The organism is Kribbella italica (genome assembly GCF_014205135.1).
Classification (GTDB): Bacteria; Actinomycetota; Actinomycetes; order Propionibacteriales; family Kribbellaceae; genus Kribbella; species Kribbella italica.
This window is the reverse complement of sequence record NZ_JACHMY010000001.1, coordinates 2,825,344-2,840,692: the sequence shown is the minus strand read 5'-3', so window position 1 is coordinate 2,840,692 and position 15,349 is coordinate 2,825,344. Positions and strand designations below refer to the sequence as shown.

Genomic DNA, 15,349 nt, shown 5'->3' with positions numbered 1-15,349 from the left:
GTACGGAATCCTCTCCGGGCGTCGTGACGACGTCTTGTTGGTCCAGTTGGCGGCGATCCGTCTGACGGCGTGTTCGGCGATCATAATGGCCGGGCCTTGCGTGTTGCCGCGGGACCGGTTCTGGTCCTGGGCGTAAGTACGGCGGGCCGTCTTGTCAGTTGTTCTGCTCGTCGCGCCAGGAGATCCAGCGGCGGATGGTGCCGAGGTCGTAGTCGGGGCCGCTGGTGGTGATGGTGAAGAGACTGGCGCCGAGCTCACGCAGGCGCGGGCCGGCTTCCCAGGGATCGCCTCCGGTGTGGACGGAGATTTCGATCGTCGAGAAGTCACGGTCGATCTCGGCGCAGTAGCGTTCGAGCAGGCCGAGCTTGCGCACGAGGTCCTCGCCCTCGGCGAAGGTGTTCCAGATGTTCGCGTGCCGGGCGACGATGCGGAGCATCTTCTGCTCACCGCCTCCGGCGACGAGGATCGGCATCGGGCCCGTCGGCGGCGGGTTCAGCGCGGTGAGGCGCTTCTCGATCCGCGGTAGAGCGGCGGCGAGGTCGGCGATCCGTCGACCGGGCGACGGGAAGTCGTAGCCGTACTCGAGGAATTCACGCTCCTTGAAACCGGCGCCGATCCCCAGGACGACGCGACCACCGCTGATGTGGTCGACGGTTCTGGCCATGTCGGCCAGGAGGTCGGGGTTGCGGTAGCTGTTGCAGCTGACAAGCACCCCGAGACCGATCCGGGTGGTCTGCTCGGCCCAGGCGCCGAGGACGGTCCAGCCTTCGAAGTGCGGGGCGTCGGCTTCCTTGCCCAGGGGGAAGAAGTGGTCCCAGGTGAAGAGGATGTCCGCGCCCACGTCCTCGACCGCGGCTGCGGCGCTCCGGATGTCGGCGTACGCCGCTCGCTGTGGCGCGACCTGAGCACCGATACGGACAGGTTTCACGGAGGGCTCCACCACTCTCGGGTCGCAGACGCTTTATGCCGTAAAGCTAGGATGCGTCGGGGTGTACGGTGATCCGGTGAGCAGGAATTCTCCGGATGCGTCGAAGCCCACGCTGTCGGCGGCGCAGATCCTGAAAGTAGCGGTGTCGCTCGCCGATCGCGAAGGCCTGGAGTCGGTGTCGATGCGCCGGCTGGGGCGCGAACTGTCGGTGAGCCCGATGGGGTTCTACTGGCACTTCAAGGACAAGGACAGTCTGCTCGACGCGATGACCGAATCGGTGATCGCGATGGGTCGGTTCGACGACCTGCCGGGAGCGGCCTGGGACGAGAGGTTGCGCCGGGTCCTGCTCGCGCTGGTGACCCAGCTGCGCGACCACCCCTGGGTGGGCCGGCTGGTGATCGAGCGACTCGTTCCGTTGCCCAGGTTCCTGGCCGCACTGGAGATCATGCTCGACAGCGCCCGGCAGGCAGGTCTCAGCCCGCAGGACGGCGCGACGCTGATCCAGCTCGCGACGCAGTCTGCCGTGGCGCTCGTCGAGCACGCGCCGGATCTCAAGACGAAGCCGCCGAAACAGTCGAGCCAGTACGCCGCGGAACGCGACGAACTCGCCGGGCCGGCCTCCGAGCAGTACCCGAACATCCGGGCCGCGGCAGGACCGTTGACCGGCCGGCAGAACGTCGAGGACTACTACCGGCTGGGCATCGACATGATCGTCCTCGGCATCGGCGCGGTCGCGCGCCAGTCGAACCGCGCCTCGTAGTCCATCGCCCGCCGGGACGAACAAGCCGTCCCGCCCCGGGGACGGCCGGCGCCACGTCCGGGTCCGTGTTTGACGACGGCTTGAACTTTACGGCGTACGGTGTTGTAGTAGCTTTACGCCGTAAATGACTATCTGGGGGATGCCGTGCCCGCTCGGACACAGAACGATGCGCGCCTGTCCGACGCGGTGCGGACCGCAGGGCAGTCTCTGCGCCGCTCGGGCCTTCTCGCGCCGGAGTTGCCACCGATCTTGTTCATCGCGGTCGCCAGCAGCACGGGCTTCTGGTGGGGGATGGGCGCCGGAGTCGTGGTGCTCGGCTGCATCGTGGTCGTGGCGCACCGCCGGCGCTGGCCGAAGGCAACAGTCGTCAGCGGCGCCGTCGGGCTCAGCATCGCGGCGACCATCGCCCATGTCACCGGAGTGGCCGCGGGCGGTCTCGTCGCCGACATCTGCATCGACCTGGCGCTGGGGAGCGTCCTCGTCGGATCTGTCGCCGTACGACGTCCTCTGTTCGCAGTGCTGTGGGGCCTCGTACGCCGTCGATCGCTGCTGCGTCAGGTCGATCGCCGGGCCCGGGCCGTTTTCAACCTCACGACCATGACAGCCGGGGCCGCCCTAGTGGTGCGTGCGGTCGCGCTGGGCGTCGTCTACCTCAACGAGGAACCTGTTGCTTGGCTGCTGATCGTCAGGATCGCCCTGGGTCTGCCCGTGACACTCATCGTCATCGCAGCCGCGTACGCCGCCGGTGGTCTCGAGAACACCCGTGCAGTCAGGGAAGGAGAGGACTGACGGTTCGTCAGACGTGTTTGGGTGCGGCTCGGCGTAGGGCGCTGATCGTGGTGCCGCGGCGCCGGTGGAACAGGTCCCGGAGAGTGCTGACGTTGAGATAGCCGACTCGGGTGGCGATCTCGGCTGCCGTCAGGTTGGTGGTTCGCACCAGCTGGGTGGCCTTGTCGAGACGGATCTCGTTGATGAAGTCCACCGGGCTCATGCCCAGGACGTCGGCGGTCGTCCGTTGCAGGGTGCGCTCGGAGACGCCGAGGTGGTGGGCCGCGCTGGCGATCTGGATCGGCTGAGCGAGGTGATCGCGGACCCAGCGTTCGAAGGCGCTGGTGATCGGGTCGTAGCCGGCCATGACCGCGGGGATCGCGAACGCGGCCTGACTGGCCTTCGATCCGATCAACAGGTAGCGATCCACCAGGTCGGCCAGGGCGGGGTTATGCGACCTGATGATCGCGAGGCCCAGATCGATGTGGGAGAAGGCCGCCCCTGCTGTCGTGACCCCTTCACTCTGGCTGATGACCAGGCCCTCCTGCAGGTCGACTTTCGGGTAGCGGCGTCTGAACACCGGCGCCAGCCACCAGCTCGTGGTGGCCGTTTCGCCGTCGAGAACACCGGACTCCGCGAGGAAGAAGGTCCCCGTGCACGCCGCGGCGATCTCGACGTGCTCCGCGCGGGCCTCGCAGAGCAGCTCCAGGATCGGCCGGTTCCGCGCACTGGTGACCCGTTCGAGCAGCCCGGTGGCCTCTTTGGTGTTCACCGCCGGCATCACCAGGACGTCCGGCAGCCGCGTGAGGCTTGGGATCGGCGTCGTCGGAGCGCGGTGCCCGAACCCGGTCCGCACCTCGGCGCCGAGGCCGATCGGCGTCACCGTCCACGGCTCGGAGCCGGCGTCGGTCTCCAGCCGCAGCGACGCGGCCGTGCCCAGGACCTCCAGGAGCGCGGTCAGACCGAAGTCGGCCACGTCGTCGACTGCGATCAGCCCGACCTCCACAACCGTTCCTCCCCGTGACCGGCAACCTGCGATGAAGTGACCGTAGCCCGGATCGGACGCGAATGGTGTCAAAAGCGTCGCATTCACTGCTGCCGATTTCGCCGGACGGCTCCTATCGTTTGTCTCGGAGTACAGCAAACCGCTCCCCATCTCGTTGCGACATCTCTCACGCCGGCGCGTCGAGCACCGCCCCAATGTCGCGAGGAACTCCTCTCTTGCAGCCCACCGGTTGCCCAGCCTGTTCGTGGCATCTCTGTGCCCTCTGGCAGGAGGCCTCTCCGCGTCTTCTTCCGCCTGCTTACCGGCGGTTCCGTTCCGGTCTTTCCCACCGGAAATCAGCCGTTTAATTCACCCGAATTCACGGCGGCATCAGTTCACAACGCCACCACGTGGCAACGAAGGAGTCCCCTGTGTTCCGACACGGAACGGCACCGCCATCCCTCTCGGCAATCCGGCGCAGGTGGGGAGTACTTGTCCTCACCTTGTCGCTGACCGCCCTCGGCCTGACCGCGGCGGAGTCCACCGCGACCGCGGCTCCGCTCGAAGCGACGCAGACGACCGCCGACAACTGGGTCGGCAGCTGGTCGGCCACCCCGATGACACCGCTCGGCCCGGACAACACGCTCGGCATGCCCCTCACCTTCGTCAACCAGACCCTCCGGCAGATCGTGCGCCCGCACCTCAGCGGTGAGGTGGCCCGCGTGCGACTCACCAACCGGTACGGCACCCAGCCGATCACCTTCCAGGACGCGAAGATCGCCAAGCAGGTGCCCGGAACGGACAACCTGCCGGCCGGTCTCGGCCTCCCGCCGCTGCCGACCAGCATCACCGACTTCCCCGGTCAGCTGGTGAGCGCCGCGACGCTGGCCGGAGCTGTGCAGGGAGCGGCCTTCGTGCCCGGTTCCAGCAAGCCGCTGACGTTCGGCGGCGCCACCTCGGTCACCATTCCGGCCGGCCAGGACCGTTACTCGGACCCGGTTCCTTTCGCGGTCCGCGCGCTGGAGAACCTCGTCATCGACTTCTACGTCCCGAACCTGACCGGGGCGTCGACGCAGCACACCATCGGGAACCAGATCAATTACCTCGCGCTGGGAAATGTCAGCGGGGTGAACCCGGTCCTGCCGTTGACGTCCGTTCCGTTCTTACCGAGCGGAATCTCGTACTACTTCCTCAGCGGTGTCGACGTGGTCGGTGCTCCGACGGCCCGCAGCGTCGTCACGCTCGGCAACTCGCTCACCGACGGACTGATGTCCACCATCAATGCCAACAACCGCTATCCGGATTTCCTGACCGAACGGCTCCAGAATTCCGCGGCGTACAAGGACGTGTCGGTTCTGAATGAAGGAGTTGCCGGTCAGCGGCTGCTGTTCAGCAACATCGGCCCGAGTACCCTGAATTCACTCGACCTCAATGTGCTCTCCCGGCCCGACGTGAAATACATCGTGCTGGAGACCGGGATCAACGACCTGGCCAATCCGCCGTTCATCGGAATCCCGGGCCGGCACCCGGAACCGATCACCGCCCAGCAGGTCATCAACGGCATGCAACAGGTCATCACGGCCGCGCACGCCCGGGGCATCAAGGTCTACGCCACCACGATCACCCCGGCCGGGGACCTGACCCGCCCGGCTCGCGGCCTGTTCACCACCTACTCGCTGCCTGACGTCGTCGCCAAGCGGCTCGCGGTGAACAACTGGATCCGCACCAGCGGTGCGGCGGACGCCGTCATCGACTTCGACGCGACGATCCGCGACCCGCTCAACACCAACTCGCTGAGGATCCCCTTCGCGAGCGTCGACAACCTGCACCCCAACGACGCCGGCTACAAGCTGCTCGCCGACTCGATCGACCTGTCCCTCTTCAACTAAGCACCACGGCACGCTGCCCGCGGGGCGCGACGCGGCCAGCGTCGAGCCCCGTGGGGCGCTGTCGGAAACGCTGTTGAACACGTCGTATCCGCCACTGTTGGACGGGGGTACCGGATTCCTACTGTGAGTCCGGTACCCGCAACTATGAGAGGAGTCACCAATGGACGAGTTCGCCACCGCTGACGCTGCCGAAGGCGGCCCGGTGCCCGACGCACTGAAGGCCTTGTTCAACGACGCCGACGGCGTGAAGGTGCAGCCGCTGCCCTGCGCGCTGCCGGACGAGAAGTCGATGGGCGTGCACTTCACCGCAGGAGCCCGAACGGTGCCGCACCGCCACGAGAACGGTCAGCACCTCGTCATCACCGACGGAATCGGCATCGTCGCCGACGAGAACGCCGTCCACATCGTCCGGGCGGGCGACGTCGTCACCAACCCACCGGGCGGCTGGCACTGGCACGGCGCCACGCCCACCACGGCGATGTCGCACGTGACCGTGGAGGGCGAGGACGCCGGACTGGACCTCGACGTGGAGCAACGCGACTGGGAGTCGTCCTACTCCTCTGACCTCGGCGCCTGATCGAGCCGCGATCAACGACCTTCAGGAGATCGAACCCATGGCACTTCCGTACCCGACACAACCCGGCGACGTCGACCACATGATCGCCAACGACCACGCCGCGGTGAACCGGCTGTTCGAGCACGTCGAGGCCGGTCGCGGAGACCGGCAGATTCTCGCCGACCAGATCTGTTTCCAGGTCGCTCTGCACGCCGACGCCGAGGAACGCACCTTCTACCCCGAGCTCAAACGACTCGGCCGCAACGACGACGCCGAAGAACTGATCGCCGAGCACGCGGAGGTCAAGAAGCTGGTCAAGACCGTCGAACAGTCCGCACCCGGTGAGCCCGAGTTCGAAGACGCCCTCGCCGCAATCATCAAGGACATCCGCGAGCACGCCAACGAGGAGGAGACCATCTTCCTGCCGAAGATCCGCGAGGGAGCGGGCCCGGAGCGAATGGCCGAACTGGGCGGCGAGTTCCTGGCGGCGAAGCGCACCGCGCCGACGTACTCGCACCCGGCCGCGCCCTCCAGCGGTCTCGGCCACAAACTGGCCGACGCGGGCGCCGCGGTGATCGACAAGTTGCGCGACAAGGCCAGCGGACGTGTCCACGTGCTCGGGACGGATGCATCCGGTCTGCTCGATCCTCAGGCGCAGCGACTCATCGACACGTTCGCGGGTCTGGATCCCAAGCCGCTCGAGATCCTGAAGCCCGACCAAGCGCGTCGCCAGCCGACGTTGGTGGATGCGGTCCACGCAGTCCTCCAGGCCGACGGCAAGCCGACCGATCCCGAACCGGTGGGCTCGGTCGAGGACGTCAACCTGCTCGGTGACGACGGCGAGCTTCCGGTACGGATCTACAAGCCGCAGGACGCGGGAACGGCACCGTTGCCGGTCATCCTCTGGGTCCACGGCGGCGGCTTCGTGCTGTACGACGTGGATACGTACGACGCCTCCTGCCGCGGGCTGGTCAACAAGTCCGGCGCGATCGTCGTTTCGCCCGAGTACCGCCGGGCACCCGAGCACGTGTTCCCGGCCGCGCACGACGACGTACTGGCCACTTACCACTGGCTCCAGGCCAACGCCGCTCAGCTCGGTGGCGACCCGGCCCGCATCGCCATCGGTGGCGAGTCGGTCGGCGGAACCATGGCGGCAGCCACCTCCTTGCAGCTGAAGGAGTCCGGTGCGCCGTTGCCGGTCGCCCAGGTGCTCGTCTACCCGCTGACGACGGCCGAGCAGTGGGGTGACTCGTTCGCGGACGCGGCGGACTCCCGCCCGCTGAGCAGGCCGCTGCTGTCCTGGATGGCGATGCACGCCTTCGAGGGAGTTCCCGAAGCGGCCACCGATCCCCGGATCGCCTTGCTGGACGTGGGTAAGGAGGAGTTGGCGGGACTACCGCCGACGCTGGTGATCACCGACGAGCGCGACGTACTGCGCAGCCAGGGTGAGCAGTTCGCCACGAACCTCGAGACGGCCGGTGTCCCGGTCGTCCACAGCCGCTACGACGGCATGATGCACGAGTTCTTCGGCGCCGCCGCGGTACTCGACAAGGCCGGTCAGGCCCAGCAGGAAGCTGCCGATCACTTCACGGCTGCTTTCCGCACCCACTGAGTCGACGAACGAGGGAGATCGAAATGTCCGATACCAACGAAGTCAGACCGGTCACGGCGCGGGACTACGCCGCCGTGGAGGAGGCCTTCGACGCTGCCGTCCCGCATACCCGAACGCGGCGAGCTCTGCTGGACCGGGCCGGCAAGGCCCTGGCAGCGGTTGGTGGTGGGGCGCTGCTCGCCTCCGCCGCGACTCCTGCACTCGCGGCGACGAACGTCTCGGACAGCAAGTCCAGCCGTGCCGACTCCATGCACCGGATCAAGTCGGTGCTGGCGACCTTCGAGGTCTTCGGCGTGACCTTCGTGAGCGAAGCCGTACGCCGCGCTCCCGGCACGCCGTCGGCGAAGTTCCTGCCGGTGCTGAAGTCGGCCAACACCTCGGAGTACTACCACCTCCGAGGGTTGCAGCGGGTCGGCGGCGAGCCGATCGCCACCCGCATCTGGATCCCGGAGGAGTTGTTCGGCAAGGGCGGCGCCGGCCTGTTCCAGTCGATCGAGAAGGACGAGGACATCGAGATCAGCGCCTATCTCGTCGGCGTGACCTCGGCTGCCCGTCACGGTGACGCCTTCGGTGCCCGGCTGTGCGCGGAGGCGCTGGGAACCGAAGCCGTGCACCGGGCCCTGGCCCGCGACGCGCAGGGCAAGCTCGGCGCGCCCGTCGTCAACGCCCCGAACGACAGAGGCTTCGAGTCCTTCCTCCAGAAGACGGGCGGCGACGCGCTGCGCGCCTTGGAGGAGGTCGGGGTCGGCTTCGGCAAGAAGGGCAGCAAGCCCGGCAAGTTCTACAACTACCCGGGCAACCCGCTGGAGAACGGCACCGGCCTCCCGCTGCTGTCGACCAAACCGCAGTAGTCCCACCGCTCGATCTCGCCACCGCACGCGCAAGTCCTCTCGAGGACCGTTGTGATGCTGCCCCAGACCCCGGCGGCACTCCACGCACTACAGGGAGTGTTCCCCAGAGAGTCAGGCCGATGCAGATCACCCGCGACCGCGCGGAGCTTTCAGCCCCGACCAGCAGCACGCGGCCCCCGCGCCGTACCGAGACACCTGATCAACCAGTTGTGGACTCCGAACGTGCCCACGCAGCAGGGTTCGGTCTGCTGGCGATGGATCTCCACAACGCGCCCGGTTTCGACGAGACCGTCTCCCGGGTTCTGCGGTTCGCCCACGAAATCGTTCCCTGTGACTTCACCGGCGTCATGCTTCGCGATGACAGGAGCCGGTGTCACCCGGTCGGGATCTGCGATCCGCGCTTCGCAGCAGCCGTCGAACTGCAGGTCATTACCGGCGAGGGCCCGTGGCAGCCGGACGGCTCGGCACCGCGCAGCATTCTGATCCAGGACGCCGTCGACGATCCCCACTGGCCGCGGTGGGGGCCGCGGGTCGCCCGGATCGGGCTGAGAAGCCTGCTGAGCATCCGCCTGTCGACCGCTCGATCGGAACTGGGTTTCCTGAACTTCTGCTCGACCAGCCCCGGCCGGCTGGCCGTTGCGGACAACGCGGTCGCTTACTTGCTCGCCTGCCACACGGCCATCGCGATCGATTCGGCCCAGCAGGCGGCGACCCTGACCCGAGGGATGGAGGCACGCACTGTGGTCGGTCAGGCGCAGGGGATCTTGATGTCCCAGTTCGGGATGGACGCGGCCCAGGCGTTCGCGGTCCTCCGGCGCTACTCCCAGGATGCCAACGTCAAGCTGCGCGACGTCGCCCGCCGCGTCGTGGAGACCCGCCGGCTTCCCGCGTACGACGCCGCCCAACTCCGAAGCAGAGGACAGGGCCGGCGGCGCTATGGACGGCAGCAGTACGAGCCGGAATGACCAGCACACCGGCGAACGGATCGGCGTCACCGGCGGGCCGAGATGATCGCGGACGCCTACCGGCGGCTGCCGGCGCGCTTGGCGACGTACAGGTTGATCTTGTGGTCGGTGCCGCACAGTTCCATCGAGCACCAGCGGCGGCTGCCGTTGCGGGACTGATCGAGGAAGAGCCAGGGGCAGCCGGCGCAGCGTTTGAGTCTGCGAAGGGCCGCCGGTCCGGTGAGCAAGGAGTAGGCGCTGTCGGCGATCGGCCACAGCGGCGATTCCAGGTCGGTGAAATCCCAGGTCGGCTCCGGACTCGAGTCGGTCGCGTGCTCGATCGCCGCCGAGACGAACGGCCGGAGCCGAGGCCAGCTCTCGGCGGTACCCGTGCCATCGACGACCGCGCCGAAGACAGCGTTGAGAGCGTCGCGCAGTACTGCGGCTCGGCGAGCCGTGGCGATCGCGCGCCTCGGATGCCGGGAGGCTGTCGATCGCAGTGTGTCGACGTCGGACAGGACGCCGCGTCGCGCCGCCCAGTCCAGGAGGCCCGGATAGTCGATGACGTGATCGAAGCGCTGCGGGCCGTCCGGGTTGTCCACGGTGTTCGCGAAATCGAGCGCGAGGTGCCCGGCCACGATCGGCAACTCACGGACACCGGCCGGGCGACGGCTCGTACTCTGCGCTGTTTCCATCAAAACGGACTTTACCAGGTTTGCTCACCGGCTCCATCGGGCACTTGTTTCCCCCATGAGGGCGTTGAGTGGAAACAAGGTGATCGGCCAGGCCGTGGTGTGCGTCGCCCAGTTCGTCGTCGTCCTGGATGCGACGATCGTTGTGACCGCGTTGCCGGTGATCGGGGCCGAACTGGGGTTCTCACCCGTCCAGTTGCCGGCGGTACTGACTGCCTACACGGTGATGCTGGTCGGCCTGCTGGTGCTGGGCGGAAGGCTGGCGGATCTGGCCGGAGCACGACGGATGTTCGTCGTCGGCCTGGTGATTTTCGCCGGGGCGTCGCTGGTCTGTGCTGTGGCCTGGGATCCCGTCGTACTGATTGTTGCCCGTGCTCTCCAAGGGGTCGGGGCGGCCTTGCTCTCGCCGGCGGCGCTGGCTGCGCTCGGCGAATTGGACGCGGGCGATCGAGCGATCGGCTGGTGGACCGCCGCCGCGGCGGGAGGAGGTGCCAGCGGCTGGGTGCTCGGGGGTCTGATCACCGAGCTGGCCGGTTGGCGGTGGGTGTTCGCCGTCAACCTTCCGATCGCGGTGGCGGCGCTCGTCCTGAGCCAAGTGCTCCGGCGCTCTCCGGCGCGCTGGTCCGAACGGCGCAGGTCCCTTGATCTCGCCGGGGCCGCCTCGATCACGCTCGGGATCGGTCTCTTCGTCCTCGCGACGAGTCTGATCGCGAGTGACGCCGGCCAGTGGACCGGCTGGGTCCTGCTGGCCCTCACCAGCGGCGTCGTCGGCTGGTTCGTTCGCATCGAGCGCCGCGCCGACGACCCACTGATTCCGGGTCAGCTGCTGCGTACGCCGGGCGTTGCCACCGGCAATCTCGCCGCGGCGGCGCTCACGGGCTCGACCACACCGGCCATGCTGACCGTCGTTCTCTACGTGCAGACCACGCTGCACCTTTCGCCCAGCCGTGGCGCGGCACTCTTCCCGATCTTCAACCTTGCTGTGATCGCCGGATCTCTGCTTGCTCCCGGCATCCTGCGGCGAACCGGCATCAGACCGGCCATGGCCGGAGGTTTCGCCGGGGTCCTCTTCGGAACGGCGGTGCTGGCGGTCCTACCGCAGGACGGTCTCCGAGCGCTCGCGCTGCTGTCGGCCTTCGCCATGATGGGCTTCGGACTCGGTGTCGCTTCGGTGTGCTCGACAACGTCCGGTACGGCGGACGTCAGTCCCGGCGACCGCGGGGTGGCCGCCGGCCTGCTCAACTCGACCGCCCAGCTCGGCACAGCCGTCGGCCTCGCCATCGCCGGTCCGCTCGTCGCCTCCAACGCTCCGATGACCGGCTATCGACTCGGCTACCTGACGGCCGCCCTGATCGCGGCCGCGGGAATCGTCGTTTGCACACGGCTCTGGTCCTGGGAGTAGCGGCACAGAGCCGTATGGGAGCAACCGGGCAACATGACGAGCGGCTGGCAGGGGCTCCGGGCTCGCTTGCCGTGGAACGGGATCGCGACCATCAGCGACCCCATCGGACGGTGGCTCTACGCGTACGTCAACGTGCGACCCACAGGTACGACTCAGCGCGACCACTCTTCAACCTTGGCGGTGCTGCTTGTCGGCCTCATCACCTACCAGGGCTACCAGTGGCGACACCTGAAGCGACGCGTCAAGCTGCTCACGCCGGACGACGACGTGGTCTAGGAGCGGCTTGATGGTCCGGGGAATCAAGGGCAGGTGAGGAGAGCCTTCGGTCGACGAGCAACTGCCCAGGCCCGCTCCGATGCTGGGCGGTTTGAGGTCGGACATCTGTAGCCCCGCCGGATCCCAGGTGTAGTCCAGCGATCTGCTGCGGTCGTCAGTCTCGTGGCTGGATGCGGGTGCTGTTGAGGGCCGCGAGGAGAAGGAGGGCGGCGGCTGAGGCGAGGCTGATGCGCAGGCCGGTGAGGAAGGTGTCGGGGTTGGCGATGAGGGCGCCGAAGACGGCGATGGCGACCGCGCCGCCGATTTGCCGGAAGGTGTTGAACACGGCGCTGGCGGTTCCGGCACGTTCGGCGGGGACACCTTCGAGGACGACGCTGGTGATCGAGGGCATGGCCAGTGAACCGCCGGCTCCGATCGGGATGACGCAGAGCGCGGTGATGACCGGTGACTCCAGTGGTGCTGTGAGGAGCAGGGCCAGGAGGCCGGCGGTCATCGACAACAGGCCGGTCACGACCGGGACGCGGGCGCCGAATCGGTTGGTGACCGGTCCGCTGGCGAGGTTTCCGGCGATCGCGAAGAAGGCGGACGGCAGGAACGCGAGCCCGGCGTGGAGTGGGGACAGTTCGAGGTGCTGCTGGAGGAAGAGGCTGACGACGAACACGTTGCCGTAGTTGCCGACCATGAAGGCGAACCCGACGGGGAGGGCCAGCCGGAAGCCGTACGCCTGGAACAGTTCCAGCGGCATCATCGGGTGCCGGCCGCGGGCCTGGACGGCCAGGAAGGCGGCGAGGGTGATCACGGCGGCCGCGAGTGCGACGACGACGGTGGGGTGGGTGAAGCCGCGGTGGCCGCCTTCGATGAGTCCGTAGACCAGGGTGGACAACGCGACGACGGCAAGGATCTGACCGGCCCAGTCGAATCGGGAGGGCCGGGTGGGTGAAGGTGCGACCGCGGCGAGGAAGGCGACCATGGCGGCGCAGACGGGCAGGTTGATGGTGAAGACCCAGCGCCAGTCGAGGGTCGTGAGCAGGCCGCCGAGTGGTTGTCCGACCAGTCCGGCGACGGCACCGCCGACCGCCCACACGCCGAGCGCGCCGGCTCGTCGGCGCGGGTCGGGGAATGCCTCGCGGACCAGGGCCATTGATGCCGGCAGCATGATCGCCGCGGCGGCGCCCTGTGCGCAGCGGGCAGCGACGAGCACTTCGATGGTGGGCGCGGCCGCGCAGGCGGCCGAGGTCAGTCCGAAGCCGACGATGCCTGCACCGAGGGCCTTCTTCGCGCCGATCCGGTCGGACAGGGTGCCCGCGAACAGCAGGAGCGCGGCGAACAGCAGCGTGTAGCCGTCGATCGTCCACTGCTGACCGGTTGTTCCGCCACCGAGCCCGCTCCTGATCCGGGACCGGGCGACGTTGACGATCGAGATGTCCAGGGTGATCAGGAAGAAGCCCAGCGACGCGGTGGTGATGACGATCCTGGCGTGGGGCGCATCAGGAATGGTTGATGCAGCCGCCGGCACGGCGTCGGTCTGGGGCAAGGCACTCCACTCTGGCGGCACAGTGTTCGGTCCCTGTGCTTCTGATCGCCGAGTCTGCCAAATTCGTTCGTGACGAGTCAGGTACTGCCATTACCCTCGACGACTGGCAAGCGTCGCGAAGCTTGTCCGACGTTCGGCTCAGGCTTCACTGGGGATTTCCGGCAAAGTGGCCGACGTACTGGCCAACGACAAGGACGCCGCACGGACGTCGATCACCGGAGTTGCGGGCGACCTGAGGATCTGGCCGATGCATGGCTCGACGAAGGTGGGTACTGGTGCATCATGCCTCGTCTCGCAGCCGGTCTCAGCGCCCTCTTCGTCGGACGGGTCGGACGACGGTGAGGACCCACGATGTGGTCGTCATCGGTGCCGGCTCCGGCAACGCGGTGATCGACGAGGGCTTCTCGAGCCTCGACGTGGCGATCGTTGCCGACGGCCCGTTCGGCGGGACGTGCCTGAACAGAGGGTGCATCCCGAGCAAGATGCTGATCCGGGCCGCCGAGGTCGCCGACACCGTGCGCGATGCGGGACGGTACGGCGTCGATGCGCGCCTCTCGGGAGTTCGCTGGCGCGACGTGCGGGATCGGATCTTCGGCCGTCTCGACGAGCAGTCCGCGCAGGGGCGTCAGGGCAGGGAGGACGAGCAGAACATCACGGTGTACGACGGGACAGCGCGTTTCGTCGGATCGCATCGGTTGAGGATCGAGACCGCGGACGGTCCCGTCGATGTCACCGCCGAGAGGTTCGTGATCGCGGCCGGCGGTCGTCCCGTCGTACCGCCGCCGGTCGCCGAGTCCGGACTCCCGTACGAAACGTCGGACACCGTCATGCGTCTCGACGAGCTGCCGCGGACGATGGTGGTCGTCGGTGGCGGCTACATCGCGGCCGAACTGGCCACGGCGTTCTCCGCCTTCGGCGTCGACGTGTCCATCGTCGAGCAGACTTCGGCGCTGCTCGCCGGGCAGGACGAGGACGTCGTTGAGACGTTCACCTCCGAGGCGCGCAAGCGGTTCGATCTCCACCTCGGTCGGGAGGTGGTCGGTGTCGAGGGTCAGCCAGGAGCTTTGCAGGTGAAGCTCGACGACGGCTCGATGCTGGCCGCGGAGTTGCTGCTCGTGGCGGTCGGGCGGCAGCCGAACAGCGATCGTCTCGCTGTGGACAAGACCGGGGTCGAGACGACCGAGGACGGCCGCGTGGTGGTCGACGAGTACCAACGGACGGCGGCCGACGGGATCTTCGCCTTGGGCGACATCTGTACGCCGGTACCGCTCAAGCACGTCGCGAACCGGGAGGCCGAGGTCGTCTCGCACAACCTGAAGCATCCCGACGATCTGATCCGGGCTGCCCACGACGTCGTACCGTCCGCGATCTTCACACGGCCGCAGATTGCTGCGGTGGGCTTGACCGAGCAGGAGTGTCGCGATCGGAAGCTTGCCCACCGCATCGGGAAGACGGCGTACGCCGATGTCGCCTACGGCTGGGCGCTCGAGGACGAGACCGGGTTCTGCAAGGTGATCGCCGAGCCGGACACCGGGAAGTTGCTCGGGGCCCACATCGTCGGGCCGCAGGCGGCCACGTTGATCCAACCGCTGGTGCTGGCCATGACGCTCGGCCTCGACGCCACGGCGGTCGCGAACACGCCGTACTGGCCCCATCCGGCGCTGACGGAGGTCGTCGAGAACGCCCTGCTGGACTTGGCCGACTGACGAGCCCCCGGGGCCGAATGGCAGGCCGGGCGGGTCCAGGTTCGAACTGAAGTGGGGCGGCTTCCTTCACCGAACTCGTCAAGTCTGCGCTTGCTCCCGAGATCTCTCGGGCGCGGACCACGACGGTGCGAGCGCTTGGCCGAGCAGGGTGACGATCCAGACAGGAGCGCCATTGATCAGCACGAGAAGCCACCAGGGGGCCTTCTCTGACAGGTAGGTGCGCATGCCAGAGTTATAGCTGGAGCAGAGGGCAACTCCCGGCTCCCGATATCCGGCAGTACCGGTCCCGCGTCGGACTCACGTGCCTGAAGTCGAGGTGGATCGAACCCGCAGTAGCTTGCCGGTGGCGGCGGACAACCGAGGGCCCAAACGGTCGAGCCTGCGATGCCACTTGCTTCGCTCCCGCGGCCGGGCTGACCCGGGAGCAGAACGCTGCTGCGTTTCGC

General features: G+C 67.8%; 13 protein-coding genes. 9 read left to right on the top strand and 4 right to left on the bottom strand.

What is annotated here, in order from left to right; genetic code table 11:
* Nucleotides 1-154: 154 nt before the first annotated feature.
* A complete protein-coding gene (locus tag HDA39_RS13120) occupies nucleotides 155-928 on the bottom strand; it encodes an LLM class F420-dependent oxidoreductase (protein ID WP_337925731.1) in 774 nt (257 codons plus the stop codon).
* Between the two features lie 76 nt (nucleotides 929-1,004).
* Here HDA39_RS13120 and HDA39_RS13115 point away from each other — a divergent pair, with 76 nt between their 5' ends.
* Together HDA39_RS13115 and HDA39_RS13110 are read left to right on the top strand one after the other, a co-directional pair.
* Entirely contained in the window at nucleotides 1,005-1,688 is a 684-nt protein-coding gene (locus HDA39_RS13115) for a TetR family transcriptional regulator (protein ID WP_184795497.1), read from the top strand.
* A gap of 144 nt (nucleotides 1,689-1,832) precedes the next feature.
* Nucleotides 1,833-2,477: a DUF3159 domain-containing protein gene (locus HDA39_RS13110; protein ID WP_184795496.1), complete on the top strand. Its 645-nt coding sequence runs from the start codon at nucleotides 1,833-1,835 to the stop codon at nucleotides 2,475-2,477.
* Nucleotides 2,478-2,484: 7 nt separating this feature from the next.
* On the opposite strand, the gene HDA39_RS13105 is transcribed toward HDA39_RS13110, so the two are convergent.
* Complete coding sequence (locus HDA39_RS13105; protein WP_202892985.1) at nucleotides 2,485-3,600, bottom strand: GlxA family transcriptional regulator; 1,116 nt, start codon at nucleotides 3,598-3,600, stop codon at nucleotides 2,485-2,487.
* A gap of 344 nt (nucleotides 3,601-3,944) precedes the next feature.
* Between HDA39_RS13105 and HDA39_RS13100 the strand changes: the two genes are divergently transcribed.
* From HDA39_RS13100 to HDA39_RS43205, 5 genes are all read left to right on the top strand, one after another.
* Complete coding sequence (locus HDA39_RS13100; protein ID WP_184795495.1) at nucleotides 3,945-5,330, top strand: GDSL-type esterase/lipase family protein; 1,386 nt, start codon at nucleotides 3,945-3,947, stop codon at nucleotides 5,328-5,330.
* Nucleotides 5,331-5,490: 160 nt separating this feature from the next.
* Nucleotides 5,491-5,907 carry a cupin domain-containing protein gene (locus tag HDA39_RS13095; protein WP_184795494.1) on the top strand — a complete coding sequence of 139 codons (417 nt, stop codon included), beginning with the start codon at nucleotides 5,491-5,493 and terminating at the stop codon, nucleotides 5,905-5,907.
* Nucleotides 5,908-5,944: 37 nt separating this feature from the next.
* The gene (locus tag HDA39_RS13090; protein WP_184795493.1) at nucleotides 5,945-7,498 is read left to right on the top strand and encodes an alpha/beta hydrolase fold domain-containing protein; all 1,554 of its coding nucleotides are present in this window, start codon (nucleotides 5,945-5,947) and stop codon (nucleotides 7,496-7,498) included.
* Between the two features lie 23 nt (nucleotides 7,499-7,521).
* Nucleotides 7,522-8,349 (top strand): hypothetical protein, encoded by an 828-nt coding sequence (locus HDA39_RS13085; RefSeq protein ID WP_184795492.1) that lies wholly within the window; start codon nucleotides 7,522-7,524, stop codon nucleotides 8,347-8,349.
* A 209-nt stretch (nucleotides 8,350-8,558) separates the two neighbouring features.
* Nucleotides 8,559-9,314 carry an ANTAR domain-containing protein gene (locus HDA39_RS43205; RefSeq protein ID WP_184795491.1) on the top strand — a complete coding sequence of 252 codons (756 nt, stop codon included), beginning with the start codon at nucleotides 8,559-8,561 and terminating at the stop codon, nucleotides 9,312-9,314.
* A 56-nt stretch (nucleotides 9,315-9,370) separates the two neighbouring features.
* Here HDA39_RS43205 and HDA39_RS13075 read toward each other — a convergent pair whose 3' ends face one another.
* On the bottom strand, nucleotides 9,371-9,988 hold the full coding sequence (locus HDA39_RS13075; RefSeq protein ID WP_184795490.1) for a CGNR zinc finger domain-containing protein: 618 nt from the start codon (nucleotides 9,986-9,988) through the stop codon (nucleotides 9,371-9,373).
* Nucleotides 9,989-10,052: 64 nt separating this feature from the next.
* On the opposite strand from HDA39_RS13075, the gene HDA39_RS13070 reads away from it, so the two are divergent.
* Entirely contained in the window at nucleotides 10,053-11,387 is a 1,335-nt protein-coding gene (locus HDA39_RS13070) for an MFS transporter (RefSeq protein WP_184795489.1), read from the top strand.
* 430 nt (nucleotides 11,388-11,817) lie between these two features.
* On the opposite strand, the gene HDA39_RS13065 is transcribed toward HDA39_RS13070, so the two are convergent.
* Nucleotides 11,818-13,197, bottom strand: coding sequence for an MFS transporter (locus tag HDA39_RS13065; protein ID WP_202892984.1), 1,380 nt, complete (start codon nucleotides 13,195-13,197; stop codon nucleotides 11,818-11,820).
* Between the two features lie 338 nt (nucleotides 13,198-13,535).
* On the opposite strand from HDA39_RS13065, the gene HDA39_RS13060 reads away from it, so the two are divergent.
* Nucleotides 13,536-14,903, top strand: coding sequence for a mycothione reductase (locus HDA39_RS13060; protein WP_184795488.1), 1,368 nt, complete (start codon nucleotides 13,536-13,538; stop codon nucleotides 14,901-14,903).
* Nucleotides 14,904-15,349: the final 446 nt, after the last annotated feature.

Coding starts and splice junctions, on each gene's coding strand:
- HDA39_RS13085 (WP_184795492.1), top strand. CDS start 7,522: ATGTCCGATACCAACGAAGTCAGACCGGTCACGGCGCGGGACTACGCC.
- HDA39_RS13090 (WP_184795493.1), top strand. CDS start 5,945: ATGGCACTTCCGTACCCGACACAACCCGGCGACGTCGACCACATGATC.
- HDA39_RS13095 (WP_184795494.1), top strand. CDS start 5,491: ATGGACGAGTTCGCCACCGCTGACGCTGCCGAAGGCGGCCCGGTGCCC.
- HDA39_RS13075 (WP_184795490.1), bottom strand. CDS start 9,988: ATGGAAACAGCGCAGAGTACGAGCCGTCGCCCGGCCGGTGTCCGTGAG.